Genomic DNA, 26,809 nt, shown 5'->3' on the forward strand with positions numbered 1-26,809 from the left:
TTTGCGGCAAATATCTAAATTTGCACACGGAAAGCAAATCCACAAACACAGAGCTGCGCCTATAGCTCAGTCGGTTAGAGTAGAAGACTCATAATCTTTTGGTCCCTGGTTCGAGCCCAGGTGGGCGCACAAATCAAGGTAGTAACAACTGCCAGAACCCCTTAAACCGCTGGTTTAAGGGGTTTTTTCATTAATTATCCCCTTTGTAGCCCTTTGTAAAACCGCCTTTCTCGTTACCTATCCGACTACCTGTTTTTTGTTTTTAACTTAGGTAACACAAACCGCTTCAAGCGGTTGAATGTCATTTAGTTACAGTAAAAAAAGTTGTTCAAGCCAGTTGTTTTTAATGGTGTTTGTGTTACCTGTGTGTTACCTCAAAAAATAGGATGAAGTATGAAACATTAAAACTCAAAAGTTAAATTTTATGCAAACATCACAGTCGTTCGGTATCCATTTTACCACCCGTCCGGATAAAGCCAAAGACGGAAAAGAACCTATCTACGCATGCGTTACTGTAAACCGTCAGCGTGCCTACATCGCCTTGAAACAAAATGTTGATCCCAAAAATTGGGACAGCGGCAAAGGGGCTGCAAAGGGGAATAAGGATGAAATTAAATCCATTAATAATTACCTGGAGGAAGTTCGCCTGGCCATCGGTAGCAGCTATAAGGAGTTACAGTTAAAAAGGAAAATGCTTTCCGCAAAGGCGGTTAAAGATCTATACCTCGGAGCAGAACAGGAAGTCTACACTATGAGCCACCTTTTTGCTTACCATAATGAATCATCTACCACTGATCTAAAGTGGAGCACCTTAAAGCATTATTATGTGACTCAGCGTTACCTAATAAAGTTTCTGAAGCAACAGTATAACGCCAGTGATATTTACCTGCATCAACTGGACTATAAATTTGTCAAAGATTTCGAAGTTTTCCTGCGTAATCATAAACCGAAAGATCACCAAAAGCCGCTTAATAATAATGGCGTAATGAAGCACATCATCCGCCTGAAGAAAATGGTAAATCTTGCGCTCAATTTACAGTGGATCAATAATGATCCCTTTGCTACTTACAAATTGAAGATTCAAAAGGTGAACCGCGAGCAACTATCGGAACTGGAACTCAAAGCTATTGAGGAAAAAAAGTTTGGTATTGAGCGTTTGGATATGGTTAGGGATATGTTTGTCTTTTGCTGCTATACAGGTCTTTCCTATGTTGATGTCAGCAACCTCGAACCAGAACATATAGTGACCGGCGCTGATGGTGACCGATGGATCAGGACATGCAGGGAAAAGACACTGATACCCGTAATAGTACCATTGCTGCCAAAAGCTTTAGCCATTTTAGATAAATACAAAGACAATGAGCGCGCTTTATATGACGGCCGAGTATTCCCCAGAATATCTAATCAAAAAGTAAATAGCTATCTTAAAGAGATAGCCGACCGGTGTGACATTATAAAGAATGTAACCTTTCATATAGCAAGGCATACTTTTGCAACTACTGTCACCTTATCTAACGGTGTACCTATCGAAACGGTAAGCAAGATTTTGGGGCATACCAAAATTACAACTACGCAAATCTACGCTAAGGTGGTCGAACGAAAGTTGAAAGAAGATATGAAAATGCTTCAAAGCAAATTATTACAATAATCAGAGATACAACAATTCCATCTGTCAATCAGTTCTAAAAAGGCTTTGGGTTTGCAAAGCCTTTTTATACAAGTAAAAGTATGTAGATAATAAATAGTTATCAATTGTTAGCCATTTTTATATTATAGTTGTGCTTCAACAGCAATTAACTCGACCGCTGCCGAACGAAGGATTAATTATTAGCAGCTTGGACGCTATAATAGCGGTTCTACTTGTCGCTGATAACCCTTTGGGCATGACATCTGATAACTTTTGAACAAACCCCATGAATATTCGCATCAAGCCATTTCTGCCCATCTTCGGATTTGAGTGAATTCCAAACAATATCTTGATAATCATTAGCCACTCTTATACGATATACGCAATCAGTTAATAGAATGGAGCCTTTATTTACACGACCTATTCGCCCAACACAACCTTTACCAACTCTTGCCATCAAAATATCTCCAGCATCGGCACTAATCTTTGAAGTTTTGTGCATAATAGTATTCTCAAATTCAAATATTGTAGGCTGCGGTTTTAAATTGGTTGTGTGTATAAGGGGGCGCTGCTTTAAACTGCTTTGATACAGCCTAATGCTTTTTGTGCCAAAATTTGCGACATTTGCATTCTTTAAACCATACGACTCATCACCATGGCAAAGACATTAGCAGAATTTAATCCCCGCCCGTACATGGAACTGGCCATTGAAGAAATGCGTAAATCTCAAAATGAACCCCGTGATGACGGTAAGGTTCCACCACAAGTGGGGGCAATTTTGGTCATGCCTAATGGTGATGTCCATCGCGCTTATCGTGGAGAACTTCGTGACGGCGACCATGCAGAATACACTTTGCTAGAACGAAAATTAGCACACATGAAGCTCGATGAGGGCATTTTATTTACGACGCTGGAACCATGTGTAAAACGAAGTAATCCAAAAGTAGCCTGTTGCAAACGCACTTCGAAGGCACGAATCAAAACTGTTTACGTTGGAATAGAAGACCCAGATCCTACAGTTGATGGCAAAGGTATCGAACATTTAATTGAGAGCGGCGCAACTGTAGTTATGTTTGACAGTGACCTTCAAAAACAGATCCGTGAAGCCAATAAAGAATTTCTTGATCAGGCTGTTGAACGCAAATCGGCGCCGGCGCCAGCTGAAAAAAGCCGCCCTATGGAGCAAAGTGCCAATAAGGGTTTCGGTGATTTATCGGCGGAAGCGTTGCAGCGATTTATTATCGATGCCAGATTAAACTATCGAATTGAAGATCAGTCTTTTCAGCAATATCTGATAGATTTAGGCGCATTAGTTAAAGACTCTGGTACAGATGAGCCGCGTGCGACCATGGCAGGTATCTTGCTTTTTGGTTTCGAACCGCGCTTATTATATAAGCAAGCTTCCCTACACGCTCATATCAAATACCCAGATGGCCGAGTAGAACAAACCGACTTCGATGGCCCATTAGTTTTGATCCCCGAGCAAATAGAAGCCTGGTTGAAAAAAGTGTTACCGGTTTATAAAGACACCAGCAGCTTTAAGCGTGCCGATATTATGGATTTTCCGATTGAGGTATTGCGTGAAGCGGTGATCAATGCTATCGTGCATCGTGATTATAATATAGAAGGTGCTAAAGCTTATTTGGAAATTGATTCTGAAAAAATTGTAGTGAAAAGCCCTGGTGGCCCTCTGCCGGTGATTACGTTGGATCAACTCAATACATTTAGCGCACCATCTATTTCCCGAAACCCAATTATTACTTATGTTTTTGGTAAAATGGATTATGTCGAAGAAAAAGGTTTTGGTATGCAGTCGCTGAAATCTTTAAACAGCACCTACGATCTTCCGTTACCAGAATATACTTACAATGATCCTTTTTTGACGTTAACCTTCCCACGTAATATGGAGGCTGTTAAATCGGTTTCTGCAGCGCCGGGTATTAAGTCATTAACTGAGGAAGAAATTAAGGGCTATGAATTTATAAAAGCTTCGGGTAGTGTGAGCCGTTCAGATTACGAAAAAGAATTTGGACTTCTGCGCAAGTCGGCTGAACGACAAATAAAACGATTAGTAGACTTGAGTCTTATCGTTAAAGAAGGTGGTAGTAAGAATACGGTTTACAAAGCAGTTCCGATTAAATCTGACGAACAAAAGTAAAAGTTCGCGAGTTTTGGCGCATTTCAATAAGAAACATTCGCGACAGCGTGTCGCGAATGAGCGCGCAAATCATTGAAAAAATACCATTCGCGACAAGATTCGCGACAGCTTGTCGCGAATGCGCGCGCAAATAATAAAAAAAATGCTATTCGCGACAACGCGCATCGGTTTTTGTCGCGAATGCGCATCGCGCGCGCAAAAAAATCGGCATTCGCGACAGGATTCGCGACAACGTGTCGCGAACCGAGTGTTCAAGTAATTGCGCTGTTCATGTTTCATGAACAATTACTTTTATTTGAACACCGCGCGGCGCAGATTAAGCGGCATGGCCATCGGCCCCCAGCGCAAAAGGTCCATCAATTGTTGCCGGTCTTCCAGTTCGCCGCGCCGGATCATACGTTTGGTGGGTTTGCCTTTATAACCGCTGTTGAGTCTTTTGCTGTATTCGGCTTCCAGTTGCTTTTCCAGTTCCCAATAGCGATCATTATAGCGGTTCATTTTGGAACTGAGTTGGATAGGATAATAAATACGGTTCTGATAGGCGTCGCGGGCTTTCCAGCGGTGGCTGCTATAAGCGCGGTAAAGGATGCGGCAACGTTTGCCGCTTTCCGGGCAAACCATATAGAGCACGGCGCCCTTACCTAAGTTGCTGGCTTGTTCTACTAATTCAATACTGTAGTCATAATCATAATCCTGGCCACCAGTAGTCAGGCGATAGCGCAGGCGCAAATGCCCGCCTTCACCGGGCCGGTAGTCGCTGTCTATTCGTATCTCACCGGTTTTTTCTCCGCGGCTTTCCCAACTCAAGGAGCCATTGATCTGCTTGCCTTTTTGGATCAGCCCTTGCTTCAATAAATAAGTTAATTCGATGCGGTGACTGCCTTTGGTAGTCGCCGCGCCGGTACCGCTTCTGCCCATATGCAAAAATAACCTAAATCTTTAAGAAAAAGTACGTAAACGTTCTATAAGTAATTGAAGATCAACCGTCGTACCGGAAAATATTTCGGCTTGATATTTCTTTGCTAAACCCGTTTGTTCAAGTTCGAATTTTCGCTGTTTATCTGTAAATACCAAGTCAGCGGCAGGTAAGCCAGTCGCCAGGCGCATAATATCGATCTGGTCGTTGATCGTTTCTTTTTTATGCTCGATGGCCAGGTTGGCAGTTAGGCTGATGCGGATATCCAAGGGCGGTATCTGATCAAACCCGGTTTCCGTAACGATCTTTAAAAGCTCCACGGCTTCGGCCGTGTTCATTTTATGCTGCCAGAGCAAGAGTTGAAAAACCAGGTCCACCCAATCGATCACAGGTCCGCTTTCAAATTCAACGCCACGGCTGATGAGGTGGCCTACGGTCAATAATTCAGTCAATCGGTCTTTGAAAGGCAATACCTGCATCCAGCGACTGGCCAGATACATCGGTTCCATTACCGACCGGGGAAAGCGCTTTTCGGCGAGGATCGTCCGCAGGTCATTGGCGCCGGCAGCGGCTTCGGTCACTTTAGCATTCAGGTCTTGATGCTGCGCTTTGAAGCCCGCGAAAGCCCCATCGCGGCTGATCGTTGCTTGATGTTTCAATGGTATACAAAAGGTATCCTGGTTGATTGGCTGATGGCGCAATAGCGCGATCATGTAATTAGCAGTAATGGCTGCTTCCGGCAGGAAAGCCAGGCCCTGGCCGAGTTCATGCAGCTTACGATCTACTTTAGCCGCGCGTTCCTGGGTCTTATTTGCGGATTCTAAAAAGTGTTCGGTCGGCACCGGGCAAATAAGCTTACCTTCGGCAAACCGGGCTTCAATTAGCGTCGCTATTTCCGCCCATAATGCATTCGGTTGTTCGTCAAATAAATTACTGGCCGCGAACTGATCAATATACAAGCAAACTTTACCGGCACCGAAATAGCTTTTCATAAATTTAAAAATAACCTAAATTCTTAAGGAAATGTTAATCTTTATAGCCAAGCGATCTGGCATCAGTTAACTCAAATTTCTTAGCCATGGTCAAAGCAAAAGCATTAATGGCATCGGCCGGGGTATTAAACGCCTGCGAAAATGTGTTAAACCCGTCAGATTTATAAGGTTCCAAAGCGTGCAATGCCGCTTTGACATACCAGTGCGCCCTATCATCTAAACCGGACAGCCAAGCAAATGCCGCCGGGGGCGCACAATCAATCACCGCCTTAAATCTACCCGTAGCACTGACTAATATATTAGCCGGATATTGGCCTTCAGCCAACTGGGTGGTGAAATGCCTGCTGAGTATCGGTGCATCAGATGCGATGACCTTGGCAATGAATTGCGCGGCAGCATCCTGGCTATCGGTGTTTTTGTCGTCACAATTGGCCGTATCTATGCAGCATTGATCTTTATGATGATGGCAGGTATCGATGCGGTCAAATGTCGCTACGGGGATATCCGCTTCCAGCATAAATTCTACTGTAGTCTGACTATCCCAATAATGAGTTTTTGTCATTGCATCATAGCGCCAGGGGCCATTATCGACCGCCGGGTCATAAAGCTTTAATTCGGGATGTTCCAGATCTGTCAGCAAAAAGCGGTGCGCGACCGCATTGTAGTCGCGGGTTTCAACCCAATAGTAATATTGAACATTGCTTATTTTTTCAAAAGAAACTTCAAAGACAACATTGCCATAGCGGGAGCCATTATGCCAGCGATTGGGTGAAAGCCAATTCACGAGTGTGCGGCTGCTGTATAACCGGCTTTCGTCATCAAACACCAACCCGGCTTTGCATTTGCCATCTTGCAAGATGCGGATGGCGGTATGGATATGGGCAATATGTGAAAAAATGGTCAATGGGCGCAATTGCTCTTTCCAGTTGGCTTCAGTATAAACGGGGTGATAGGTTTGTTTCCAGCTCATTAAATTCATTCCGTAAAATTAGATGACTTCAATGTATTTTTGTCTAAACTTTATCGACATGTCTGAAATGCCTGCCACGCTCTATAAGTACCGGATATGGTCTGAGCCTTATCACCAAAAAATAATCACCGAGCAACAGGTGTTTTTAGCTTCGCCTGCTAATTTGAATGATCCGTTCGATGCATCCTTGCCTTTTCGCTATGACCCGGCAGAATTAACAGAAGACAACATCTTTTTGAAAATGATGGAAGTTGGTAAACGAGAATACCCGGATAAGACGGATACTGAATTGCATCAAATGGCCTTTCAACGTCAATCCTCGGGTGTGTTTGCCAGCGGCGATTATTGGAAAGAGGTACATGAAGAAACTAAGAAGAATTTACACACTACCTTCGGTATTTTGTCTTTAACCACGAAACGGGATAATTTATTAATGTGGGCACATTATGCGAATTGCCACAAAGGCTTTTGCATTGGGCTGGATACTGAAATGTTATATCAGGCTATTGGTGGTACGCTTGGGCCGGTGATTTACGATGATGTTTTCCCTTTTATTCCGCTTTTTGAAGGCGATGTCCCTGCGCTTATACGTCATATGAACACGAAGTCTAAGCATTGGGGCTATGAAGATGAGTATCGGTTAACGAAAGCCAATTCGGCCAATAAGGCCTGGACGATACCCAAAGAGGCAATCAAAGAAGTGATTATCGGTTGCAATATGCCGGTAGATCAGCAAGCCGCAATTTGCGATGCGGTTGAAAAGCATGCGCCGGGTGCGAAAATCTTAACCGCCCATACTAGCCTCGAAAGATTCGAATTGAACATTTATCCGTACACTAAAATATCTTATTGATCTTCGGAAAGTTCTAAGGTATCCCAATCAAAATAGCGGTAAGTAACCGGGATGTCGAAGCGGTCACGCAGGTAGGCCAGATAGGTTAAGGCATCGGGTTCGGGTTGGCGGTCACCGACGATGATGAGTTGTTTGGCTCTTTCCTTTCCGGGGTAGTAGGCGTATTCCATGACTTGCCCGAGTGCGTCGCGGATATTGCGTTTCGGACTGGCCGTTTTAATCTCAAAGTAATGCCAGTCGCCGTCATGGGTCAGCGCTTTAATGTCGACACGGCTGGTTTCGATATCTACTTTCCGCTATATATGTTACTACCCAACAAAGATTACTCTCCATTTCAAGTTCTATCAGCGATCAGACGTTCTCTTCGTCGTTTATCAATAGCGAAGAAATACCAGCACCTGAACTCATTGGTCGTATTCAAAACGACAAACAAAGGCTTTCATTTCTTTCACACTTTAGACGACTTCATCTTTCTTGAATTACCCCAATACCCAATCGCTTTGTTCTACTTCTTCAACGAGGAATTTGAAACAGTTAAAGCCGCACACGACAAAGCAATGTCAGTCATCAAAAAGGTGTATTAGTCTAAGTGATGATTTTCGGGGGTGCTGTCTCGATCATGGTGCTTAATTTTACAAAGTCGATCAGGCTCATTTGGTGTTCGAATTTAGATTGAAATACCTGGGCATCCGGTGAAAAATACGAACTAGTTACGACCATGCCAGCAGTTGCACGATCAGCATTCATGCGGCCGATCAGATCACTGACAACACTAACGCCAACAGGCCGGTCCGGTGCATAGCGTTTACATTCGGCATAGATCATAAAATTGCCAACTTCACGGTGATCGAGTATTATTAATTCTTTTCCGCCATCGCGGGTCTGTTGGGTGATCTGCACTTTGTAACCCCGTTCATCAAATAGTTCAGCAACCAATTCTTCAAACTGTCGCGGAGTTAGGTTGTAAACTTCTGTTGCTCTGCGCCCGATGTGGTCCAATATGCGTCGGTTAACAAACCTTAAATCTGTAATGATTTGTGGCGTTTCCTCAACTGTAAGTTTCGGACGCTCCAATTCTTCGATGATTTGCGGGTTACGATAGGCAAATTCATCCGGAGTAACCAGCATCATTAAATGGGATATGATCAAAGCTGGGTTACCTTGATGTTCACTCAGCATATCCCGTACGGTCATGATCAAGTCCGGATGTTTGTCGGACCGTTCCCCAAAAAAGTCGGCCAGTCGGCGAACGTCCGTTTCATTCAAACCACGCAGCCGTAGCCTGTGCGCGTTCGCTTCAAATACTTTTTCATTGATCTGCTTTCTCGCGGATAGAATCACTCGAAAACCCCATTTGCGACCTTCCTTAAGCAGCGTTGCGACTTTCTCCCGAATGGATTTTGAAAGGATCTGATCAAAATCATCAATAATGAGTAGCTCTGGAAAAGCATTGATGTTAGGTCTCCTTAATTGCGATAATAACCACGGCGACAATAATGATTCGTCTCCTTCGATTTCATAACCCCGCAACATCGTTATCGAGAGATAGCCCACCGGGTTTGTTTCCTTAAAAGCTTCCAATAAAGCCGTCTTGCCGATACCAGGATCGCCATAAACGATCACATGCCCGTAAAAGCGCTGCTGAGACAACTCATGAAGCTCCCGCGAACGGGAAATTTTGATCAGTTCTTTAAATTCTGTACTGTTAATAATGTCCGGCGCCATGATTACTGATTAATTATTCGTCCAGAAATTTATCGAATTGTGGTTGGTGAGTCATATAGACCAACCAGGAATCATTCTTTTGTTTATGAAGTAATACCGAGATTATTTTTTTCATGTGATGGTTTAATATTTTCTAAATTTAACAGATGAAGTTGAATACCTGGTATAAAATTTTTGAGCTTGAATTGGACGAGGTAAAAAAGGAATCGGGAAATTTTCCTTTGCAAAGCATTGTACCTTACGGGCCATCGCATCCAGACAAGCAGTCGGCAAAAGCCTGGCTTGCAGATAATATGAAACCTGACAAAAAATATGTGATTACTAAAATTTACGATGCAGCTATATGACCAGAACCGAAATATTACAATTATTGAAAAACGTCAAGATTGAAGACCTGTTGGAAACAGATGTGTGGCGTGAAAACGATCCGTTAATCATTTGTGGTTTCACCTTAGATAACGGCTACACTGTTTATCTGAAGCCTATTTCCGGTAGTGATTCAGTAGAGTTATCAGTTGGCTGGCCTGCCGGCGAAGCGGAGATGCGCTCCTTTAAAGAAAAGCTTGATACGGCTGCCCCGGATTCTTATTTTGATTTTAGCGTGAGGCATCTATCACTGGAAACCGTTCGTCGCCTCACCGAAGAACATGCCCGGACCATCAAAGCTGGCGGTTGCAGCGCTAATGAGATTTGGAATGGAACCATCAGGGTTCGCTTCGATCCGACAAATCTATAATTATCGGATGCGTTGGATTACTGCGACACACTTAGAACGATGGGCCGATACCAGGACCGCTGAAGGTGATTTGCCTTTATTGATCCGTAAATTAATCGTTGCCTCGGTCAAACAATGGCCCGACCTTTATATAGCGGCGGGTGACAGTATTTTTAAACCGGGCTGGGATGGAGTATGCCATTCAACTGAAAAAAATCGTTTGCTCCCTGCTGGCGTATCGCGCTGGGAATGGGGCAGAAATAGTGATTACAAAAAGAAATTTAAAAAAGACTTTACCAAACGGACGTTAGAAACGCCTCGGGAAAAGCAGTTAAATGAGATTTTTGTATTTGTGACACCTCGTCGATGGTCAGGGGATCGTGAAAGCATTATTAAGGAATGTCAGTCATCATCTCATTGGAAAGGCATCTTGATCTATGATGCGGATGACCTGGAAATGTGGCTTGAACATTCTCCGGCTGTAGCGCGATGGCTATGCCTCGAATTACAGATAATGACCGAACAAGTCATCGGGGCGGAAGAATTTTGGAAAAGTTATACGCGACATGCAGAATACGTGTTCACACCCGAATTTGTCTTGGGTGGAAGAACCGGAAACGCGGAACGTTTGGCTGGTTTTTTGACCGATGATTTCGATGCGCTGGAATTAAAAGCTGCATCGAAGGAAGAGGGTGCAGCATTCGTTTTGGCTGCCCTGCTTTCGGCAAACGCTGACAAAGAAATACTTGTATACAGTAAATGCGTGATCGTTAGTGAGCCTTCGGTACTGAAGCAACTTAATGATTTACAGGAAGGCTTAGTCATCATTTATATGCCGGTAAATGATGAAACCATTACAATGCTCGGCGATATTGCTAATCACATTATATCCATCGTCAGTAACCGGGCGAAAGTCAGGTCACGTGATATCATTTTGCAAATTCCAGATAGTGGCTATTTTTCACAAGGATTGATCGCCATTGGCGTCCCACATCCGGAAGCTTATAATTTGTCAAAAATCTGCGGCCGAAGTTATGATGTGCTCCGTCGGTTGCTATCCGATCAGGCCGGCAGGGTAATTTGGCCGGCCGGCTTCGACGAGAATGAGCTAATTCCTTTATTTTTTGTCCAGAAATTTGATGACGAGAAAAAAGGTGACCATGATGCGATTACTGCGCTTTCAGGAAATGATTATTCCGCTTACAAATCCAAATTAAAAAATGGACCTTGATTACCGGTTCTCCAGTAACTCAAATCGCTAATAAATGGGAAGCGGTATCACCTTATGACCTTTTGTATATTGTCGGTAAATATATCACAGAAGAAGATTTGCGACTGTTTGAATCTTTGTTCCTGACCGTCATGTCAGCTCATGACCCGACCTTAGATCTAGAGCCACATTTACGAGTAGCCGCCAGTTTGTATAAAAAAGAAGATCAGTATTCGAAATGGCTCAAGACCGGAATATCGCAAACACTAGCGCTGCTCAGCATTTTTGGCGAGGACAGTGGCATTAACACTTCTATCGACCTTCATGCCTGGATCAATCAAATCGTACGAAAATTACTGAATGCTCAAGAATTGCGCTTCTGGCAGACCATAGAAAGTAAAATTGATATTCTTGCCGAAGCGGCTCCGCAGGCCTTTCTTGGCAAGATGGAGGATTTGGTGCAAAAACACCCCGAATTGATCGCCGAACTTTTTAATGACCAGGAGTCGGGGTTATGGAGCCATCCTTATCATACACATATTTTGTGGGCCTTGGAAGTATTAGCATGGGATGCATCATTACTGCCCCGGGTGACTTTTTTACTTGCAAAAATAATACGTTTGGACAAAGGTACTGCCTATGCCAATCGCCCCGCCCATACGCTCAGTAGTATTTTCCGTTGGTGGTACCCGCAAACCTTTGCCACTTACCAAGATCGTAAGGAATTGCTCAACACTTTGGCTAAACGTTTTCCCGACGTGGCGTTGTCTTTAATCATCAGCCTCACACCTCAATTAAGCGAAGTAGCCATGGATACCCATAAACCTGTTTGGCGTATGCGAGAGCGCTATCAAATCAAGGTATCTCAGGCAGAATATATAGAGGGCTTAACTTTCAATTGCGATAAGCTACTGGAGTTGGCTGGCAGCGACCCGCAAAAATGGGTTCGGGTCATAGAACTGGCTGACGATCATCAAGGCTTTTTGCGGGACAAAATCATTGAAAAGATCCTTACTATTGACTTCGACACCGCCAAAAGTGATAATTTACGAGAAAGATTATACACGCTCATGCGTTCTCACGCCGCTGCTACAAAAAAAGATAGTAGCTGGCGTTTGAGTAGCGAACACCAAGCAGCACTAAAGCAAGTTTATGACAAAATAAATCGGTCCGCCGCTGATCGATACATCAGTTATTTCAATGCCGAGTATATTGAAAGCAGGTCTACTGGCGATGATTGGGAAAAGCAGCAAAAATTAACAGCAAAAAAAAGGACTGAAGCAATAGGATTGATCATTAAAGATGGTGGGCTGGAAAGCGTATATGAGATGATTCCTAAGGTGAAATATCCGTTTTGGCTGGGTCGTGCCTTATCAAAAGTCCATAAGAAATTGAACACTGACGTTATACTAAAAATTGAGGATGGAGAGAACTTTCAAAGAGCGGTCATCGGCTATATATCTGGCTTTGCCGAAGAACATGGCACTACTTGGATTGAAAAACAGGTTAAACATTTCACTGGTAAATTAGCTGATCAGCATTTAATTGCTTTTTATTTGGCGACAGAAGCCTGTCCTGTGATTTGGGAATCCGTTAAAAAACAAAATACGGCACTATATGATCTTTATTGGCAGGTCATTTTTACCGGCTTCTATCATCCTTGGTTTTCGGCAGAGAACAACGATGCGGTCATTCAGCACTTGAATAGTTATAAACGATATTCGACAAGTTTGAATTGCATTTATGATGAGAAACGGCTCAAACCGGAAACCGTTGCAGCCACATTAATTGGTTATGTGGCCGATAATACAGAAACCGATAAGCCCCTAAGATCACAAGAATATCAAATTCGTAAGCTATACAAATACCTCCTGGCTGCAGATTATGATCCAGATCAAATGCATTTAATGGAATGGTATTATTTCAAATTGCTTAAAAAAGACGGCCATGAGAAAAGTTTGATAACTTATCTCTATGATAACTTAAACAAACATCCGGACTTTTTCGCGCGTTTGGTGCAATTTCTTTACATACCAGAAGAGGGTACGCCTGAAGAAGAAATAAAAGGGATGTCGGCTGAAAATGTACAAGGCCGCGCTCAAAATGCCGATGCGGTGCTGAATGGTTGGATTGAATTACCTGGTTTGACCAAAGACGGCACTGCAGATTTTGAAGTACTAAAGCAATACATTACTGATGCACTTGAGCAATGTTCCATTTTAAAAAGGAAAAAGCATGGTACGCGTGAAATCGGTAAGTTACTTGGTCGTGCTGAAGTGCCGGGCAGTGATTGGCCACATCCAGAAATTTGCGAGATTATCGAGTCTTATGATTATCCAGATTTGAACGAGGGTTTCTTTTCAGGATACTATAATCGTCATGCTGGCGAAGTAAGAATACGACCCGCTACTGCTTCTTATGACAGTGATTCCAGTGAGGTTGTTCATTTAAAAGCTTTGTCTCAAAACCTAGGCTCAAAATACCCGGTGACCGCTAGAATCATCAACGACATTGCCCTGTCGAAACAACACTGGATTGATTTTATGAATAAGCGCGACAGACAGGATGAGTTTTAGTGAAATCGCGAATCAGGCACTGGTCCAGGATTCCAGTAAAAGATCTGGCCATTTTCTTCGAATGAGATCGGTTGCTGTTCGGCGAGCGTCAGCGATTGGCCAGGGTCGAACATCATTTGGGTCATTTTCTCGTTAATGAGGGCGTTGATTTTTTGCTGGAGACTTTTGACGGATTCTGGGACATTTCCGACAAATTCGCCTTGAAAAATTGCATATTGGTCGAAGCCGTTGCCTTGCATGATTTGCGAAAAGACAAACGCAAATTCTATAGTTTTGGTTCGCCGGTTTAAGAGGTCAATCGTGAGCGTTTTGAATAACTCGTGAGGCAGGCTGAACATCCCGGTATTTAAAAAGATCATACCACCAGCCGTGATCGTTTCTGTTTTCCGATAGGTTTTAATTTGTGAGGACGCTTTTTTCAGGTGGTTGTGAATAGAGTTTTGAATAAGTCGATGATAGGCATTAGTCAGCTCACCATAATCAGCAAGCGGATCTAAATTGATACAATTTTTGGAAAGTGGTTTGAAAAGGGCTGCAATATTCGCTTGCCTGTCCTTATTTTTCAGCGATTCGTGCTGCAAATCCTTTAATTCCATAATTACACTGCCCATTCTGAAGTCTGGTGTTTCTATGTTGCATTCAGGAATCTTTTCCAGCAATGTGTTAAAGTCAGCCTCGGAAAAGCGTGGCATCATGGCTGGCATCCTATTACCTGAAGGATGTGCAAAATAAGTCAGCGAATAGCCTTCATGAACCGCTTTCTGATAAGCTGCCCAAAATTCTCCTCCTTCCTGGCGGCAAGCCTGTTCGATCAGAATATCCAGATGCATATCAGAGCAGATCGGATAGCATTCCGCAACCGATATTTCATAGACATAGCTGACCGAAAAATCTTCGCGCCGTACCAACATGAAGCAATTAGCGTATTGATTGGTGGTTTTATTAAAACCCTGATAAATGATTCTAACGACCTGCATTATTTAAACCATAATAAACTGATCACATAGCCGAAGCCATCTGAATAAAAACATTGTTCATTCATTTCTCGATTGGCACGGTAATCACCCGTAAAAGGATAGAACCAATCATCGGGTTTAACAGTTTCGATACTTTCAAAGCGGCTATTGGCTTTGGTGAAATATTCCCCAGCCACAGTAGTTGGCGGCAAATTACCATGCACTTTAAAACGAAAAGGCCATTGCGGGAAGTGTTCATTGCGCTCATACCATTTCACCCGGTTGTTTTCTGAAACGACGATCATCAATTCATGCGGACAAACTTCACAATAACGAATAGCCGCGGCCAGCAAACTAACCTGGAAACTCGCCGCTGTGGATTTGATCTTATCCAGACTGAACTTCCGGACACCATCAAAATAATAGATTTTTGAGAAAGGCATGAGCAGGCAGCCCGCAAAATAATCGGCCTCCAGTTCGATCAGATCATTTTTATCCGCTTCAGCAAATGAGGTATGGGGTTCCAATACACCGGTCTGTAATCCTATCCGATGTTCATTAATATAATAATGGCCAAGCTCATGGCTCAGGCTATAGCGTCCCCGATTCGTATCCCAATCATTTCGTCGGTCAACATTCAGGTGAATATGAAACTGATCTTCATCATACACCAGCATGCCATCAAAGCAATCCTCATAATGGTCGACATATACATTTAGCGCTTCATATTCGGTGATTTCCTTTAGCAGCGTCACATTGCCTTTTGAAAACATTCCCGATACAAAATCCGCCAATTTATTCAGCTCCTTTTTCCGGACCGCTGTTAGCGCCACTGTTCCGCTCATCCTGGTTCTTTTTGATCTTGTCTTGGATATGTTTAGGCAGGTTACTGCCTTTACGGGCGACCATTTTTAATGGTACAATGTCTTCCGGTTTAGCTTCCGGTTCAAAGCTAACAACCTTTGCGGTCAGCGTTTTTCCGAATATCCGATCACAATCCACCTCAAAGTTGCTCATAACAGATGCTTCATCCCCATAGAGCTTTTCAAAACGAGCAAGTTCCAACTCATTCGTCGGGAACAGAAAACCGGTCGAGGCCAGCCACTCCGACATCAATTCCATGGTCATATGTGTTTTATTTTGAGGCATATATTTCTAAATATTCTTGAATTTTATCGTAAGCTTCCTTTTTGTAGAATTGAATCGTGGCTTGGGTTAAACCCAATTCCGTTCGGAGCTTTTCGGTCAAATGCCGTGGTAATTTAAAGCCCTTCTCCTGATAACGCTGATAGGTCAGATAAATGATTTTATGTTTCGGACCCAGTCGGTCCAGCGCTTTTTTGATCAGCTCATAGCGCGCCGTCACTTCTTTTCGCTGTTCTGCTTTAACCGGCAGATCTTCTACAGGAATTAATTCATAGATAATACCTTCATCACCGCTATACGGCGAAAATTGATCCTGCTCTTTGGCCAGGTTAAGTAACAGCCGTTGCGCGATACCATAAAGATATATCCGCACTCCCGTATCAAAATCTTTTGACCGGGACTTTGCAAAATCAAATCTGGGGTATTTAAGAAAACGTTCGAAAGTCCGATAAGCAAGATCATGGGCGATATCCTTCCCGAATCCCAGATTGGTACAAATAACTTCGCATTTTTTAGCCAAGTCTAACTGAAACCGAAAACAAAATGCACGGAAAGCGTCCTCGGCAGTCTCTTTTAACTCCGGGTCGTTATACCACCTGATATACTCAATCAGGTCGGCCGTCGATTCATGCTCCAATTCTTTCCAGCTCATAATAAGGCAGTCATAATGACATACCAAAAACCATTGGTAATGCTTTTGCTAGTCATTATGCAGGGCGGTTGATCCTGCGCAATAATATTTAAACATACAAAAAATATTCAGCTCATGACATTATTACAAGCTATTAATCAGTTCGTTGAAAATATCTGCGTGACTGACCGCCAAGAGGAAGGTATTAAAACCTCGTTAGATAATATGTATGGTTACCTCATGGATAAGGAAAGCGGTCTTTTTGTGGAACGCAACTTTACCAATGGCTCCTACGACCGCGACACCATCATTCGTCCACTGGACGATATTGATATTTTTAGCGTGCTCAAACGCGCTGATTGGGAGGATGAATATCAACAATTACCAAAGCCGCAGGCCGTACTAAGCAAATTCAAAAAATACCTCGATGGTATTAGCATTTACGAGAGCAAAGTGAAACAGGACAGGCCCTGTGTGACCATCAGGTTATCCGATAAGAACTTTGATATCATGCCCAGCTTTGAGCAATTGGGTGGTGGTTATCTAATACCCAATTTTGACCTGAGTGGCTGGACCTATACGTATCCCGAGCAATTGTATGATAATCTCGAAGCCGTGCATAAACAGCGCAATTACAAAGTCAAGCAAATCATTAAAGCTGTTAAACACTGGAACCGTGGGCTGGATAAACTCATTCCTTCTTACCATATCGAAGAAGTGGCCATCAATATTTTTATATTGAACGACTTTAAAAACTACCGTGAAGGCATTGAGCTTTGGTTCAAAAATGCAGAATACTACCTGCTATCAACCAAATTGAAATCTAATAATGATTACCTCAGCGCTATTGACCACATCAAAGCCGTAATAAAAAAATTAGACGAAGCTTCGGCAAAATGTGCAGATAACAAAGAGACCGACGCTTTACTACTGTGGAAAGACATTTTTGGCAAGGAGTTTCCGACCATAGACCCAGAGGAAGCAAAAAACTTTGCTCGCTCAATTAGCGAGGGTACACTTAAAGTTGCTGGCTCGGGTGCGTTATCAACAACTGCCGGTTTTGCCATCGGCGCATCAAAAGGATACCATGGCGGCCTATCAGAAGATTAAACCCTACAATCCGGCCATTCAGGTTCAGGCCATGCGTGCCAGGTATCCCCAGTTTACCGCAAAGAAAAATAAAGAGGGCGACATTGTATTCACCGGTCAGTTACAGGTCAAACCTGAACTGCCGGTGTATACCGTACAAGTGGTTTACCGCGGCGATAACCGGCCGCGAATATTTATCCTTGACCCTTTACCGGTCGAAGGCGCACCGCATATTTTTCCAGGTAGCGGCTCGTTATGTTTATACCACAGCGACAATTTTAAATGGACCGAAAGTAAACTTATTGCCCATGATATCATGGGCTGGACGGCCGGCTGGATCTATTTTTATGAATACTGGCTGCAAAACGGCCACGTCTGGATCGGCCCGGAAGTACCCCACGGTCCAATGCTGCAATAATTACTTAACTTTAAGCCTCGCAATGAAAAATGATATTCTAACCCGGCAAAACAAACCAGACGCCTTACAACGCCTGGCCGCGCAGCGCGAACTATACAGCGCAGCTAAAGGCATTTTTGCCTGGCAGGCATTACTGACAGTTATATTGCCGGTCGTTTTAGCCTGTTTTGCTATTGCCTTTGAAAGCTGGGCACCTTATATCGCCTGGTACGGTTTTATTATTTTTGCCATAGACTTGCTGGCGATCGATCCACAAATCAAAAAACTAAAGACAAAAGCCGCTAAAATCCAGGAAATGTTTGATTGCGGCGTACTGCAATTAAGTTACTCTGAATTAAAAACTGTAAGTGAGATCACTGTGGAAACCGTGCTTCGGTACTACAAAGCACATGAAAAAATTGCCACTAATATTGAAAAAATAAAAGACTGGTATCCCTCGGCCATAAGCGAAGTCGGCCTGCCTATCGCCCGCATCATCTGCCAGCGTTCCAGCTGCTGGTGGGATAAAAAGCTCCGCGAGGAATACTGCCAGCGCATAAAATATATCATCATGGGCATCTTTGTGCTCATTTTATCAGGCTGCTTCTTTGCCAAAACTGAAACTGTTCACCTCATATTAATTCTTAGCGCCTTAGTACCCTTTTTCCAGTTCGCCATTAAACAGTACAACGATAACATTGACATGAACTGCCGCCTGCAGCAGCTATCTAATTATATCGAACAGGTCTGGCGCGACATCCTTAACGGCACCGTGGCCGACCCTGAACTTAAAAGCGAATCCCGTCGTATCCAGGACGGCATCTACGATAACCGCACATTATCACCACTGATTTTTGATTTCTTTTACAAAAAATCCCGCACCGACAACGAACTCACGATGAACGAAGCTGCACAAAAATTAGTTGACGAATACAACGAAGCGATTGCTAACAGAAATCAATAAGCAGGAAAATCACCATTAAAGAACTTTTGCCAATAAGCAATAGCAACATCCGGCCTGGACGTCCTATATTGGCAAGCATGAATGGCGCGGCTAAAACCGGTCGTTAATTTTGAATAAGCGCTTTGCCACTTCGGATCTGTTTTACATGGCCACACATATCCTGAAAATCCCATTGGATCCTGTAACCTCGGCAGTTCTTGCTCACAAAGCAATTTAAATATGTTGCGTATATCAATATCATAAACAATCGCCGATCTTTTCTCCGCATACTTTGTCACCCTCAACTCCAAATAAAAAGAAGTAATCGGTACATTGTTATAAAACTTCCAGGCTTTAACTAACCTGATTAGTGGCTTTAATTTACCCCCTAAGCGCTTATTCTGCTTTTCTACATAAGCATTGTGGGCAGACGGGCAAGACACCATCCAGCCACCCTCATAATCCGGTATAAAATAACTTCTCCTCTTTACATCCCGCGTAGACACTAATCGATCATAACAAGCCGGTGTAATTTCCAAAATTTCAGATGCATGCCTTCCAAAAGAAATCCTCACCCCCGATGTCCGGACTTCAATCACCGTTTGTGTAAAAGTGCGCTGCAGCGTCTCCTTCATATAACGCAAAGTAGTCGCTGAATTATCATAAAAAGCTTCTTCAGGGCAAATAGCAAAATAATCCGTATCACTAAAATGTCTTACACCCGTACCATTACCAAACGAACCTGTTTCAAAAAGCTTTGTTCGTGCCCAATTATTCTCCAGACACTTCGTAACTGAACCACGATGCGAAATTCCCTTTAAATGCTCACCGCTTGTCGGATGCAAGGTCGAAAGAAACAGCTGAAACGCCTGGGCTACGGTTTTAGGCATCGTGATTGTTTAGTCATGCAATTTAATGTCTTTTTATTAAAAGTTAACTATCCATATCCGCACCCACATACCACCCGCCGCGGACTTTTTCGCGGCCGAACCATTCAAAGTATTGTTCGGTGACCTGGTCTTCTTCGGCCATGGTGACGTCGTAGTACACATCCACCAGTTTTACAGGCGGGTGTAGTTTGGTCCAATACGCGCCTTTGCCGTTAAAATGCAGGTTGAGGCGGTTGGGCAGGTCGAGGGTGTATCCGATGTAATAGCAATCATCTGCCAGTTCTAAGACATACACAATGCCTTTTTCGACGTGGCGCAGCCGACCGGCGAGTTTTTGATAGGCTTCGAAATAGGTCCAGCTTTCCAGTTTCATGGTCAGGCTGAACGTATCGCCGCATTCTCCGCAGACGCTGCATTTATAGGTGCCTTTTTCGGGATTTAATGTCATTGTAGGTTTCGGGCCTTTGTGAAAAGGGCATCTGCATAGACTATCTTTCATTACTAAATGTTTGCGGGCGATATCCTTACCTCGCACTTTCATTTTACAATCTGGTACCCAGCTGTAAGGTCTATAATTCCTCATTGAAAGGGCAAAAAGTACTTAATCTCACAGAGCATATTCATCCTTACTTAGGAGGTTATCATGACCTAATCCGTTTCAGGACCGGAATCGATTTGAGGGATTTCTTAAAAGATTTCAACATGGACATACCGGTAGACATGAAAGTCGTCGGTAAACCCTCGCAACAACTTACTCGCGCCGAAGAAACGATGAAGGTTTTCAAAGTGGCCCAAAATTATCAAATAGATTCGGAGACCGCGCGGGAGATTTTCAAAAAAATGACCAACAACTCAAAAAAGTATCTTCGAAGGGCAAAAGTGGAATCTACTCATGGAAGTAAACTGTTTGACACTAAAGAGCAGCTTTACCGGCATTTTGTCGGAAATTATATGGACGTCGAAGATTTTCATCGCCGCCCGCTGGCTAAACTCCAACACGATATCGCTGAGGAAACAGGCTTATTAGATTTTATTAAAAATTAAAATAGTTATGATTTCGAGATTTGTTTCGAAGATAAGTGATCGCTGATATCTAAACTGTCAACGAATTTTTGGTGCTCATTTTATTTGAGTGCGATGTAATGGCTATAACAGTTGCACCTGCCATTATTATCAAGAACGAAATAAATAAAACTTGAATTATATACACCCCGTTTCGTTTTGAATTGGAGTGTCATGAAGCTATGCATGCACCAGTTTCATTTCCCCTCGCTGTTTAAGAGGATCGGTCTCTATTTGCACCGTTTTAGCGAAGTTTTCCGTAATACTTCGACAACATGCTCCTGCACTTCATCAACAATCCGCAATCTTTGGAAATGTATGTATCTGTCATTCGGTGCCATTGTTGATATCGTTTAGTGCCTGACTAATCGTTTGGCGACGTACGGAATGCTTATTCTTAATATTAAACATGATTTGGTTTGGTCAACACAGGATAACTGAACATTATCTAGCTTTCACCATTGAATTCCATCCTGTATTTCAGCTATAAAACATCCTACCTCGTACATGAGGTGTGATAAATTTATTTTTGACTTCTTCACATTTGCTGTTGCTAAATTTTAAGCTATGGCAAATAAAAATGAAAAGGGGCATGACTTTCCTAAAGTAAACCGTGATCAGCTCATCACAGTTCAAGACTTGCTCGACTTTAAACAGCAGCTTATCATTGACATTAAAAAGCTGCTCAAAGAACAATCCGGCCAGCCGGGCCACCAGTGGCTGAAAGCTTTTGAGATCAAAAAGATGCTTCGGCTGTCCGAAAGTAAACTGCAATATCTGCGGGATAAGGGACTGATTCCTTTCACAAAATTAGGAGGTATCACCTACTACAATTCGGAAGAAATTGAAAAGCTGATGGCTTCCGGTAAGTTGAACGATCAGATGAAGATGGCATGAAACGCAAGGCTAAACGCACGGTTCCCAAGCTGCCAAGAGATGTCAGGAAAAGCGGTAGAAATCCTGCATCTGTCCATGACGGCTTGGGAACTACCATGCCGCCTAATAAGGAGGTTTTGGCGATCTATTTTGATCAAAAAGGCGAAGGCGAATCGGCTGAGAGGTTCTTCAATGAGCAGAATGCCCGCGGGTGGAAGACCCCAACCGGCGGCAAAATTTACAACTGGAAAGTATGTGCAGCTGAATGGATCTATAATCATCGACAAGAACTGAAACGTAGGTTGAGGCAGTCCCCATTTTACAGCGAGTCGTTTTAAGTCATTGATGTTAAACAGATCCGAATCGAGGACTTTGCAAAAGGACGAGATTGCATTTTTGAGCAATCAGCAAGATAAACCGTTGTCCGACAACGGAATCTTGCCCTTCCTTCTGAGGTCAGCCCGGGGGGATAAAAAGAAATCCTCCGAAGTCGAATTTTTTTCAGAAATGGCTTTGATAGATGCAAGTCAAATTATAAGGAATAGAGCCGCTTGCGGTCTGAACCTTGCGACCATTCAGTCATCAACCGGCGCTTCAGGCACGCGCAAGAAAATTGAAAGGGTATTCATGTGGGCCTACGTGGTCAATTTGATCAAGGTAAAGTTACGTGACTTGTCCTTCTATAGCATGTTAGAATGGGGCCAAAATTGTAATCTATGCGATTACTTTTTTTGGTTGTAGAGTTAGGAGATTGAGTTGACGTTTCAGGCTACCATTTTAAAATCTACCTCAAGTAAGGGAGGATTATTAATTTGTACAGCTATCAGTTTATGATCTCAAAGTCAAGACTACATTAGCGAACTAATAACTAGGTGACGATCTCTTAATAAGAATTTTATTCCCTTTTTCTCTTCAGTATTGCAACTTTTTCTCGCTCGCTGGAGAGAAGTTGCTCATACAGTTTCTTGTTTTCTTCAAAGAGCTCCAATACCTTGTCAATCGGATTGAAATTAAGCGAACAATTATTGTTTATTGCGGACGCGTTGTCCTTGAAGTCAGTAAAAGTATTGGCGATGATGTTTACTGCTTTGTCCTCATCCAAATTCTTGATCGCTTCAACAGGTACCTTTAGTATAGCCGCCACTTGAGCTAGAATATCTTCTTCAATGGTCTCTTTTCCTTCCAGCAAAGACACCCGCTTCTGGCTCCAGTCGCCACCTAAAGCGACAGCCAGCGCTTCTTGCTTTAACCCCAGCATTTCGCGAAAGCGTTTGACGTTACGGCCCTGATGTATGTTTTTTGGTGTATCGGTAGCGGTGCTCATGACAAAATGGTTGATTAAGCAAATGTATAAAATTTTAAGTTTGAGGGTATCTAATTTTACAGGCTGTTACAGGCATAATTTATCCTCCTTTAGTTCTTGCTTAGAAACTACAGGAATAGGTTAGAAGCTGGCTTGTTCCGTCCTTTGTCTTGTTGGCAACCATGCGGCACGACACCATGAGTATATATGCAGGCAATATCACACCGTGGGACCACTATCCCAAACATTTGCGCTTTAATGAGATTATGGATCCATTACTTGTCATCAGGGTTTTCTTTGGTTCTGGATGGCCGAATGATCATAGGCAGGATTTGAAAGAATGGCGGCACTATGTCATGAACGCTAAATGTTACAAGCACCGTCAAGGTCCTAGTAATTTACTATTCATCTATGAACAGCATGTGCGGCTCACAGAAGCGGCCTATCTCTTATTGCTTCATCATCAAGATAAGTGGCCGCCATTAGAGAAGGCAGGAGAGGAGCAGATTGTATTGGAAAAGAAAGATTGGGTCTATTTCCCAGAGAATTTGACCGCAAAGGAACTGGCCAACCCTTATAGCGCAATTAAAAAATGCTTCAAGAAGATTAGTCCGCAGGTATACCGTGACCACTTAAAATATTGGCTGGAGGCAGCACTGGATAAGCATGCCGCTGACGAAACGATCCGGGCAGCTGAAATTATCAATGTTTATCATAATATCCGTAAGCTATATTCCGCCACATGGCTCATCCATCAGCGGGAAACGGATCGCACCTTTACCCATCAATCGTGGGGCGGTGGTGGAAAGACCGAGCAATTGACGCCTAACATTGATGATGAGCTGCTGGCGTCCTTGAAAGTTAACATGCCGCAATTAAAAGGTGGGCACAAGATGGCAATGCAGAAAATAAGGAGTCTAATTGTTAAGCGTTTACCCGGCGTGAGCCTGATCTACCTGGTCGGAAAAAGCGAAAAGCCTTCCATATATTTCTTGTTCGTCATTATGGATGATAGCGTAAAACTGCCTGAGCATGAAATAGCTAATAAGATCGAGGATCACTGCAGGTTTTTGGGAAGGATATTCGCTTTCGTCCAAAAATTGGGTGCTGCCACTGAGGCTATAAAGCAAGGCGATCGCTTCTTGCATATTATTCTTTCGAATAGTTTGACCGTGTTCAGCGCGCCGGAAACCGCTTTGTTAAGCACACAGGCTGTTGATGACCAGGTGTGGGCAGCGGAAGCGGAGAAAGATTGGAACAGGTGGGGGGCACAAGGCAAAGCGTTTATGAAAGGCGCAATCCAATATTTAGGTGAGCATCATTATGCCTTGGCGCTTTTCTCATTGCATCAGGCTGCTGAGAGCAGCCTAATCGGTATCATTCATGCCATCTTGGGCTACCGAACATCTGGTCATAACCTTCCTAGAATGATCAAACTTACTTTATTGTTTACGGACGAGATCAAACGCGCACTGGAACTCAACACTACGGAAGGTGTGCAGTTATTCAATCTTTTACAGAGGGGCTATTCTGAAGCCCGCTACCAACCTGAATTCAATCTCGATGAAGAGTCGGTGAAGTTATTGAAAGATAAGGTTCAACAGCTGATCAACAAGATCGAACAAGTGTATCACCAGTTCATCAAAAATAAAATTGTTCCCGAGGTACCGCCAGCAGGCAGCGACAGCAGGCGGCGGTGAATTTCCACGCCGCCTTGCTGGCTGCTATTAAGTGATTGCATTCGATGATCAAGCATGCTCTAATAAAAAGTTGGCGTCAATATTCAGTTGAGTGTGAACTGCTTTTAAAAAAGGAACGTCAGGCTTTTGTTTGCCGTTCATGATCAGGGAAAGCTTCGCATCGCTGACGTCCAGTTTTTGAGCCAGCTCGCGTTGTTTGAGCTTCATTTCAAACATGCGCATTTCGATCATGCCTACAATAGTGGTAGGTGCTTCGATCACATACTTTGCTTGCTCGTAGCCTTGTGCAGCTTGCGCCAGCGAACGGATCTCTGTAAGTTCTTCTTTGGAAACCTTATCGCTTCCCTTGGCCATCAGGCCGTCGATTTTCGCCATTACAGCTTTGTAATCGGCTTCGTTTTTTATCTCTTTCATCAGTCCCTTTGATCAAAAAGATTCGTTGAATGTTCTGCCGCCTTTCTCCATAGGCGGTTTATGGTGCCCGTTCTCTCAGATCGTCGAGCAATCGATCCGGTCATACTCCTTGTGGGTTCCCACAAACCGGATGTAAACCGTTCTGATATCGAAAAATATCATTGCCACGATGCGATAATGATTTCCCCGGATATCAAATACAAAGCGGTCATTACCTACGGCATCCACTGTGTTAAACATGGACTTCACTTCATGGTAATTAGCCCAATCCGCCTGGCTCACCAATCGGTACCAGTTATTCAAAGCGTCTTTAGCATCCGCGTGAATTTCAAAGAAGTCCCGTAAAGTACCGTAGCTGATGACAACCATAGACCTTTTCTTGTTTCACAAATCTAAAAAAAATTTAGAAATTCTAAAAATTAACTTCGACTAACTAATTCGGCTGGGAAATCAGCTAAGTATAACCTTAAGAAACCACGATGATAAGGAAACGTGAGATCATTGTATCGTTTGCTTTTGTGACCACAATACTTGTTTACGGAACACCTCACACATTTTTTATGATTTATAGCTAACGCCTCTATACGACAAGCTTTAGTTTCGCTCAGAGCTTCAATACCCGATTTTACCTCCTGATATTTTTGTTCGTAACTGTCAGTTGGTAAGATATCTTTGACGTCGTATTTATGTATATAAGGCCCCGACTCGTCAAAATCATAGTACCAATAGATGAGATAACCATACCTCACACCATCGGGGTGATTTCGAATATAAGAATAGATTTGAAGAATGTGATTTTCATAAAAATGCACTTTCTTATATTTCCAGTCCATTCGTTTTTTGTCCGCTTCATGATCGCGGTCGTTCTGATGATACCGGTCATAGCTCTTTTCATCCTCCGAAAGCCTGGCAGGGTCATGTTTATAGGAGAATTTCTCTTCAACAACGAACCTGGTACCGGTCTTATCCATAAAAATATAATCCGGATCGCCCCAAAAGTTCTCCTGAAGGTTATAGAAAGGCTTCTTCTCCTTGTGGCCTGCATAGATAAGGGTGCTGGAACTGATCACAGTAAGAATGCGCTTATTGTAGGTTTCCACTGAAGAAAGATCTTCATTATCCGTGTCCCTGACATATTTCCTTTTGGCAGTTATTAGCCGTCCGTGAAATTCTGTACCAAGTTCAAGTTCATTCTGATTTGTCGGATGTTCAATTTCGAAACTTCGGTTGAGCACATATGATACCGGACAAAAACCAAAAGCGGAAAGATCACTGGCAGTTAATGCATTTGTTAGCTTTTTCTCATTGATAGACTTAAATCTTTTGATGTCGACCTCTTGTTTGACTATGCTTATGCAATCCGAGTAGTTCCAAAACGGTTTGCCAGATAGATGATAATCTCTTCTGACATAATGATTGATCAGGAGTTTTATATATTCTCTTATATCATCGTTTGACTGGAAGCCAATGGTCTTAAGCAAATACGATAAATAAAGCTCCTGTTTATTACTCATTGCAGCCATTCGCATCGGGTTTTTTGATTATCTGATTAAAAATAATCAAAAGTGCATATAGCATCAATTTTTATGTTGGTTGATTTGGCTGTCCCTTCGGACGGGCTCTTCATTATATCTTTTTCAAAGGATGCCATTGCGATCAC

At 43.1% G+C, this 26,809-nt stretch carries 31 protein-coding genes and 1 tRNA gene; 16 read left to right on the forward strand and 16 right to left on the reverse strand.

Features of this window, described 5'->3' with window-relative positions; translation table 11 throughout:
* The first annotated feature begins 55 nt into the window (after nt 1-55).
* Nucleotides 56-129: transfer RNA gene (locus tag KHS38_RS12900), tRNA-Ile, on the forward strand.
* A 295-nt stretch (nt 130-424) separates the two neighbouring features.
* Nucleotides 425-1,648 (forward strand): site-specific integrase, encoded by a 1,224-nt coding sequence (locus tag KHS38_RS12905; RefSeq protein ID WP_213488953.1) that lies wholly within the window; start codon nt 425-427, stop codon nt 1,646-1,648.
* Nucleotides 1,649-1,856: 208 nt separating this feature from the next.
* On the opposite strand, the gene KHS38_RS12910 is transcribed toward KHS38_RS12905, so the two are convergent.
* Complete coding sequence (locus KHS38_RS12910; protein WP_213488954.1) at nt 1,857-2,129, reverse strand: hypothetical protein; 273 nt, start codon at nt 2,127-2,129, stop codon at nt 1,857-1,859.
* 153 nt (nt 2,130-2,282) lie between these two features.
* Here KHS38_RS12910 and KHS38_RS12915 point away from each other — a divergent pair, with 153 nt between their 5' ends.
* Nucleotides 2,283-3,785 carry an ATP-binding protein gene (locus KHS38_RS12915; protein WP_213488955.1) on the forward strand — a complete coding sequence of 501 codons (1,503 nt, stop codon included), beginning with the start codon at nt 2,283-2,285 and terminating at the stop codon, nt 3,783-3,785.
* A 291-nt stretch (nt 3,786-4,076) separates the two neighbouring features.
* On the opposite strand, the gene KHS38_RS12920 is transcribed toward KHS38_RS12915, so the two are convergent.
* From KHS38_RS12920 to KHS38_RS12930, 3 genes are read right to left on the reverse strand one after another with little or no spacing between them, the layout of a single operon-like run.
* On the reverse strand, nt 4,077-4,703 hold the full coding sequence (locus tag KHS38_RS12920) for a hypothetical protein (protein ID WP_213488956.1): 627 nt from the start codon (nt 4,701-4,703) through the stop codon (nt 4,077-4,079).
* Nucleotides 4,704-4,724: 21 nt separating this feature from the next.
* Nucleotides 4,725-5,693 carry a hypothetical protein gene (locus KHS38_RS12925; RefSeq protein WP_213488957.1) on the reverse strand — a complete coding sequence of 323 codons (969 nt, stop codon included), beginning with the start codon at nt 5,691-5,693 and terminating at the stop codon, nt 4,725-4,727.
* A gap of 34 nt (nt 5,694-5,727) precedes the next feature.
* Complete coding sequence (locus KHS38_RS12930; protein WP_213488958.1) at nt 5,728-6,663, reverse strand: hypothetical protein; 936 nt, start codon at nt 6,661-6,663, stop codon at nt 5,728-5,730.
* Between the two features lie 58 nt (nt 6,664-6,721).
* On the opposite strand from KHS38_RS12930, the gene KHS38_RS12935 reads away from it, so the two are divergent.
* Entirely contained in the window at nt 6,722-7,516 is a 795-nt protein-coding gene (locus KHS38_RS12935; protein WP_213488959.1) for a DUF2971 domain-containing protein, read from the forward strand.
* Here the strand turns inward: KHS38_RS12935 and KHS38_RS12940 are convergent.
* Complete coding sequence (locus tag KHS38_RS12940) at nt 7,510-7,686, reverse strand: hypothetical protein (RefSeq protein ID WP_213488960.1); 177 nt, start codon at nt 7,684-7,686, stop codon at nt 7,510-7,512. The two genes, KHS38_RS12935 and KHS38_RS12940, sit on opposite strands and share 7 nt — an antisense overlap.
* Before the next feature lie 60 nt (nt 7,687-7,746).
* Here KHS38_RS12940 and KHS38_RS12945 point away from each other — a divergent pair, with 60 nt between their 5' ends.
* Nucleotides 7,747-8,100 (forward strand): hypothetical protein, encoded by a 354-nt coding sequence (locus KHS38_RS12945; protein ID WP_213488961.1) that lies wholly within the window; start codon nt 7,747-7,749, stop codon nt 8,098-8,100.
* A gap of 1 nt (nt 8,101) precedes the next feature.
* Here the strand turns inward: KHS38_RS12945 and KHS38_RS12950 are convergent, their stop codons facing one another.
* Nucleotides 8,102-9,241: a restriction endonuclease gene (locus tag KHS38_RS12950; protein WP_213488962.1), complete on the reverse strand. Its 1,140-nt coding sequence runs from the start codon at nt 9,239-9,241 to the stop codon at nt 8,102-8,104.
* Between the two features lie 146 nt (nt 9,242-9,387).
* On the opposite strand from KHS38_RS12950, the gene KHS38_RS12955 reads away from it, so the two are divergent.
* The 4 genes from KHS38_RS12955 to KHS38_RS12970 are packed head-to-tail and all read left to right on the forward strand — an operon-like array spanning nt 9,388 to nt 13,742.
* A complete protein-coding gene (locus tag KHS38_RS12955; RefSeq protein ID WP_213488963.1) occupies nt 9,388-9,588 on the forward strand; it encodes a hypothetical protein in 201 nt (66 codons plus the stop codon).
* On the forward strand, nt 9,585-9,977 hold the full coding sequence (locus KHS38_RS12960; protein ID WP_213488964.1) for a hypothetical protein: 393 nt from the start codon (nt 9,585-9,587) through the stop codon (nt 9,975-9,977). Before KHS38_RS12955 ends, KHS38_RS12960 begins: the two co-directional genes overlap by 4 nt.
* A gap of 7 nt (nt 9,978-9,984) precedes the next feature.
* Nucleotides 9,985-11,187: a hypothetical protein gene (locus tag KHS38_RS12965; protein WP_213488965.1), complete on the forward strand. Its 1,203-nt coding sequence runs from the start codon at nt 9,985-9,987 to the stop codon at nt 11,185-11,187.
* A complete protein-coding gene (locus KHS38_RS12970) occupies nt 11,184-13,742 on the forward strand; it encodes a hypothetical protein (protein WP_213488966.1) in 2,559 nt (852 codons plus the stop codon). The genes KHS38_RS12965 and KHS38_RS12970 overlap by 4 nt, the downstream gene beginning before the upstream one ends.
* On the opposite strand, the gene KHS38_RS12975 is transcribed toward KHS38_RS12970, so the two are convergent.
* The 4 genes from KHS38_RS12975 to KHS38_RS12990 are packed head-to-tail and all read right to left on the reverse strand — an operon-like array spanning nt 13,739 to nt 16,496.
* Entirely contained in the window at nt 13,739-14,719 is a 981-nt protein-coding gene (locus tag KHS38_RS12975; protein WP_213488967.1) for a hypothetical protein, read from the reverse strand. The genes KHS38_RS12970 and KHS38_RS12975 overlap by 4 nt on opposite strands.
* Nucleotides 14,719-15,543, reverse strand: a complete 825-nt coding sequence (locus KHS38_RS12980; RefSeq protein WP_213488968.1) for an ImmA/IrrE family metallo-endopeptidase — start codon at nt 15,541-15,543, stop codon at nt 14,719-14,721. Before KHS38_RS12980 ends, KHS38_RS12975 begins: the two co-directional genes overlap by 1 nt.
* Complete coding sequence (locus KHS38_RS12985) at nt 15,494-15,820, reverse strand: hypothetical protein (RefSeq protein WP_213488969.1); 327 nt, start codon at nt 15,818-15,820, stop codon at nt 15,494-15,496. Before KHS38_RS12985 ends, KHS38_RS12980 begins: the two co-directional genes overlap by 50 nt.
* Before the next feature lie 13 nt (nt 15,821-15,833).
* The gene (locus KHS38_RS12990) at nt 15,834-16,496 is read right to left on the reverse strand and encodes a sigma-70 RNA polymerase sigma factor region 4 domain-containing protein (RefSeq protein ID WP_213488970.1); all 663 of its coding nucleotides are present in this window, start codon (nt 16,494-16,496) and stop codon (nt 15,834-15,836) included.
* Nucleotides 16,497-16,610: 114 nt separating this feature from the next.
* Between KHS38_RS12990 and KHS38_RS12995 the strand changes: the two genes are divergently transcribed.
* From KHS38_RS12995 to KHS38_RS13005, 3 genes are read left to right on the forward strand one after another with little or no spacing between them, the layout of a single operon-like run.
* On the forward strand, nt 16,611-17,585 hold the full coding sequence (locus tag KHS38_RS12995; RefSeq protein WP_213488971.1) for a nucleotidyltransferase domain-containing protein: 975 nt from the start codon (nt 16,611-16,613) through the stop codon (nt 17,583-17,585).
* Nucleotides 17,563-17,982, forward strand: a complete 420-nt coding sequence (locus KHS38_RS13000; protein WP_213488972.1) for a type II CBASS E2 protein — start codon at nt 17,563-17,565, stop codon at nt 17,980-17,982. Before KHS38_RS12995 ends, KHS38_RS13000 begins: the two co-directional genes overlap by 23 nt.
* A gap of 22 nt (nt 17,983-18,004) precedes the next feature.
* Nucleotides 18,005-18,925: an S-4TM family putative pore-forming effector gene (locus KHS38_RS13005; protein WP_213488973.1), complete on the forward strand. Its 921-nt coding sequence runs from the start codon at nt 18,005-18,007 to the stop codon at nt 18,923-18,925.
* Here the strand turns inward: KHS38_RS13005 and KHS38_RS13010 are convergent.
* Nucleotides 18,919-19,794 carry a nucleotidyltransferase family protein gene (locus KHS38_RS13010; protein ID WP_213488974.1) on the reverse strand — a complete coding sequence of 292 codons (876 nt, stop codon included), beginning with the start codon at nt 19,792-19,794 and terminating at the stop codon, nt 18,919-18,921. The two genes, KHS38_RS13005 and KHS38_RS13010, sit on opposite strands and share 7 nt — an antisense overlap.
* Nucleotides 19,795-19,837: 43 nt before the next feature.
* Nucleotides 19,838-20,377 carry a CHC2 zinc finger domain-containing protein gene (locus KHS38_RS13015; protein WP_349627927.1) on the reverse strand — a complete coding sequence of 180 codons (540 nt, stop codon included), beginning with the start codon at nt 20,375-20,377 and terminating at the stop codon, nt 19,838-19,840.
* A gap of 119 nt (nt 20,378-20,496) precedes the next feature.
* Between KHS38_RS13015 and KHS38_RS13020 the strand changes: the two genes are divergently transcribed.
* The 3 genes from KHS38_RS13020 (at nt 20,497) to KHS38_RS13030 (ending at nt 22,070) form a co-directional block, all read left to right on the forward strand.
* Nucleotides 20,497-20,838, forward strand: coding sequence for a hypothetical protein (locus KHS38_RS13020; protein ID WP_213488976.1), 342 nt, complete (start codon nt 20,497-20,499; stop codon nt 20,836-20,838).
* Nucleotides 20,839-21,423: 585 nt separating this feature from the next.
* Entirely contained in the window at nt 21,424-21,753 is a 330-nt protein-coding gene (locus tag KHS38_RS13025) for a helix-turn-helix domain-containing protein (protein WP_213488977.1), read from the forward strand.
* 95 nt (nt 21,754-21,848) lie between these two features.
* Nucleotides 21,849-22,070: a hypothetical protein gene (locus KHS38_RS13030; RefSeq protein ID WP_213488978.1), complete on the forward strand. Its 222-nt coding sequence runs from the start codon at nt 21,849-21,851 to the stop codon at nt 22,068-22,070.
* 557 nt (nt 22,071-22,627) lie between these two features.
* Here KHS38_RS13030 and KHS38_RS13035 read toward each other — a convergent pair.
* Nucleotides 22,628-23,056: a helix-turn-helix transcriptional regulator gene (locus KHS38_RS13035; protein WP_213488979.1), complete on the reverse strand. Its 429-nt coding sequence runs from the start codon at nt 23,054-23,056 to the stop codon at nt 22,628-22,630.
* 161 nt (nt 23,057-23,217) lie between these two features.
* On the opposite strand from KHS38_RS13035, the gene KHS38_RS13040 reads away from it, so the two are divergent.
* Complete coding sequence (locus KHS38_RS13040; protein WP_213488980.1) at nt 23,218-24,735, forward strand: HEPN domain-containing protein; 1,518 nt, start codon at nt 23,218-23,220, stop codon at nt 24,733-24,735.
* 48 nt (nt 24,736-24,783) lie between these two features.
* On the opposite strand, the gene KHS38_RS13045 is transcribed toward KHS38_RS13040, so the two are convergent.
* From KHS38_RS13045 to KHS38_RS13055, 3 genes are all read right to left on the reverse strand, one after another.
* The gene (locus KHS38_RS13045; protein WP_213488981.1) at nt 24,784-25,149 is read right to left on the reverse strand and encodes a helix-turn-helix domain-containing protein; all 366 of its coding nucleotides are present in this window, start codon (nt 25,147-25,149) and stop codon (nt 24,784-24,786) included.
* A 75-nt stretch (nt 25,150-25,224) separates the two neighbouring features.
* Complete coding sequence (locus tag KHS38_RS13050; protein ID WP_213488982.1) at nt 25,225-25,518, reverse strand: type II toxin-antitoxin system HigB family toxin; 294 nt, start codon at nt 25,516-25,518, stop codon at nt 25,225-25,227.
* A gap of 50 nt (nt 25,519-25,568) precedes the next feature.
* Nucleotides 25,569-26,672 (reverse strand): hypothetical protein, encoded by a 1,104-nt coding sequence (locus KHS38_RS13055; protein WP_213488983.1) that lies wholly within the window; start codon nt 26,670-26,672, stop codon nt 25,569-25,571.
* Nucleotides 26,673-26,809: the final 137 nt, after the last annotated feature.

Source organism: Mucilaginibacter sp. Bleaf8 (assembly GCF_018390515.1).
Lineage (GTDB): Bacteria > Bacteroidota > Bacteroidia > Sphingobacteriales > Sphingobacteriaceae > Mucilaginibacter.

Excerpts from the sequence above, each read along its gene's own strand:
- KHS38_RS12905 (WP_213488953.1), top strand. The coding sequence starts at position 425 with ATGCAAACATCACAGTCGTTCGGTATCCATTTTACCACCCGTCCGGAT.
- KHS38_RS12910 (WP_213488954.1), bottom strand. The coding sequence starts at position 2,129 with ATGCACAAAACTTCAAAGATTAGTGCCGATGCTGGAGATATTTTGATG.
- KHS38_RS12915 (WP_213488955.1), top strand. The coding sequence starts at position 2,283 with ATGGCAAAGACATTAGCAGAATTTAATCCCCGCCCGTACATGGAACTG.
- KHS38_RS12920 (WP_213488956.1), bottom strand. The coding sequence starts at position 4,703 with ATGGGCAGAAGCGGTACCGGCGCGGCGACTACCAAAGGCAGTCACCGC.
- KHS38_RS12925 (WP_213488957.1), bottom strand. The coding sequence starts at position 5,693 with ATGAAAAGCTATTTCGGTGCCGGTAAAGTTTGCTTGTATATTGATCAG.
- KHS38_RS12930 (WP_213488958.1), bottom strand. The coding sequence starts at position 6,663 with ATGAGCTGGAAACAAACCTATCACCCCGTTTATACTGAAGCCAACTGG.
- KHS38_RS12935 (WP_213488959.1), top strand. The coding sequence starts at position 6,722 with ATGTCTGAAATGCCTGCCACGCTCTATAAGTACCGGATATGGTCTGAG.
- KHS38_RS12940 (WP_213488960.1), bottom strand. The coding sequence starts at position 7,686 with ATGGAATACGCCTACTACCCCGGAAAGGAAAGAGCCAAACAACTCATC.
- KHS38_RS12945 (WP_213488961.1), top strand. The coding sequence starts at position 7,747 with ATGCCAGTCGCCGTCATGGGTCAGCGCTTTAATGTCGACACGGCTGGT.
- KHS38_RS12950 (WP_213488962.1), bottom strand. The coding sequence starts at position 9,241 with ATGGCGCCGGACATTATTAACAGTACAGAATTTAAAGAACTGATCAAA.
- KHS38_RS12955 (WP_213488963.1), top strand. The coding sequence starts at position 9,388 with ATGAAGTTGAATACCTGGTATAAAATTTTTGAGCTTGAATTGGACGAG.
- KHS38_RS12960 (WP_213488964.1), top strand. The coding sequence starts at position 9,585 with ATGACCAGAACCGAAATATTACAATTATTGAAAAACGTCAAGATTGAA.
- KHS38_RS12965 (WP_213488965.1), top strand. The coding sequence starts at position 9,985 with ATGCGTTGGATTACTGCGACACACTTAGAACGATGGGCCGATACCAGG.
- KHS38_RS12975 (WP_213488967.1), bottom strand. The coding sequence starts at position 14,719 with ATGCAGGTCGTTAGAATCATTTATCAGGGTTTTAATAAAACCACCAAT.
- KHS38_RS12980 (WP_213488968.1), bottom strand. The coding sequence starts at position 15,543 with ATGAGCGGAACAGTGGCGCTAACAGCGGTCCGGAAAAAGGAGCTGAAT.
- KHS38_RS12985 (WP_213488969.1), bottom strand. The coding sequence starts at position 15,820 with ATGGAATTGATGTCGGAGTGGCTGGCCTCGACCGGTTTTCTGTTCCCG.
- KHS38_RS12990 (WP_213488970.1), bottom strand. The coding sequence starts at position 16,496 with ATGAGCTGGAAAGAATTGGAGCATGAATCGACGGCCGACCTGATTGAG.
- KHS38_RS12995 (WP_213488971.1), top strand. The coding sequence starts at position 16,611 with ATGACATTATTACAAGCTATTAATCAGTTCGTTGAAAATATCTGCGTG.
- KHS38_RS13000 (WP_213488972.1), top strand. The coding sequence starts at position 17,563 with ATGGCGGCCTATCAGAAGATTAAACCCTACAATCCGGCCATTCAGGTT.
- KHS38_RS13005 (WP_213488973.1), top strand. The coding sequence starts at position 18,005 with ATGAAAAATGATATTCTAACCCGGCAAAACAAACCAGACGCCTTACAA.
- KHS38_RS13010 (WP_213488974.1), bottom strand. The coding sequence starts at position 19,794 with ATGCCTAAAACCGTAGCCCAGGCGTTTCAGCTGTTTCTTTCGACCTTG.
- KHS38_RS13015 (WP_349627927.1), bottom strand. The coding sequence starts at position 20,377 with ATGAGGAATTATAGACCTTACAGCTGGGTACCAGATTGTAAAATGAAA.
- KHS38_RS13020 (WP_213488976.1), top strand. The coding sequence starts at position 20,497 with ATGGACATACCGGTAGACATGAAAGTCGTCGGTAAACCCTCGCAACAA.
- KHS38_RS13025 (WP_213488977.1), top strand. The coding sequence starts at position 21,424 with ATGGCAAATAAAAATGAAAAGGGGCATGACTTTCCTAAAGTAAACCGT.
- KHS38_RS13030 (WP_213488978.1), top strand. The coding sequence starts at position 21,849 with ATGCCGCCTAATAAGGAGGTTTTGGCGATCTATTTTGATCAAAAAGGC.
- KHS38_RS13035 (WP_213488979.1), bottom strand. The coding sequence starts at position 23,056 with ATGAGCACCGCTACCGATACACCAAAAAACATACATCAGGGCCGTAAC.
- KHS38_RS13040 (WP_213488980.1), top strand. The coding sequence starts at position 23,218 with ATGCGGCACGACACCATGAGTATATATGCAGGCAATATCACACCGTGG.
- KHS38_RS13045 (WP_213488981.1), bottom strand. The coding sequence starts at position 25,149 with ATGAAAGAGATAAAAAACGAAGCCGATTACAAAGCTGTAATGGCGAAA.
- KHS38_RS13050 (WP_213488982.1), bottom strand. The coding sequence starts at position 25,518 with ATGGTTGTCATCAGCTACGGTACTTTACGGGACTTCTTTGAAATTCAC.
- KHS38_RS13055 (WP_213488983.1), bottom strand. The coding sequence starts at position 26,672 with ATGGCTGCAATGAGTAATAAACAGGAGCTTTATTTATCGTATTTGCTT.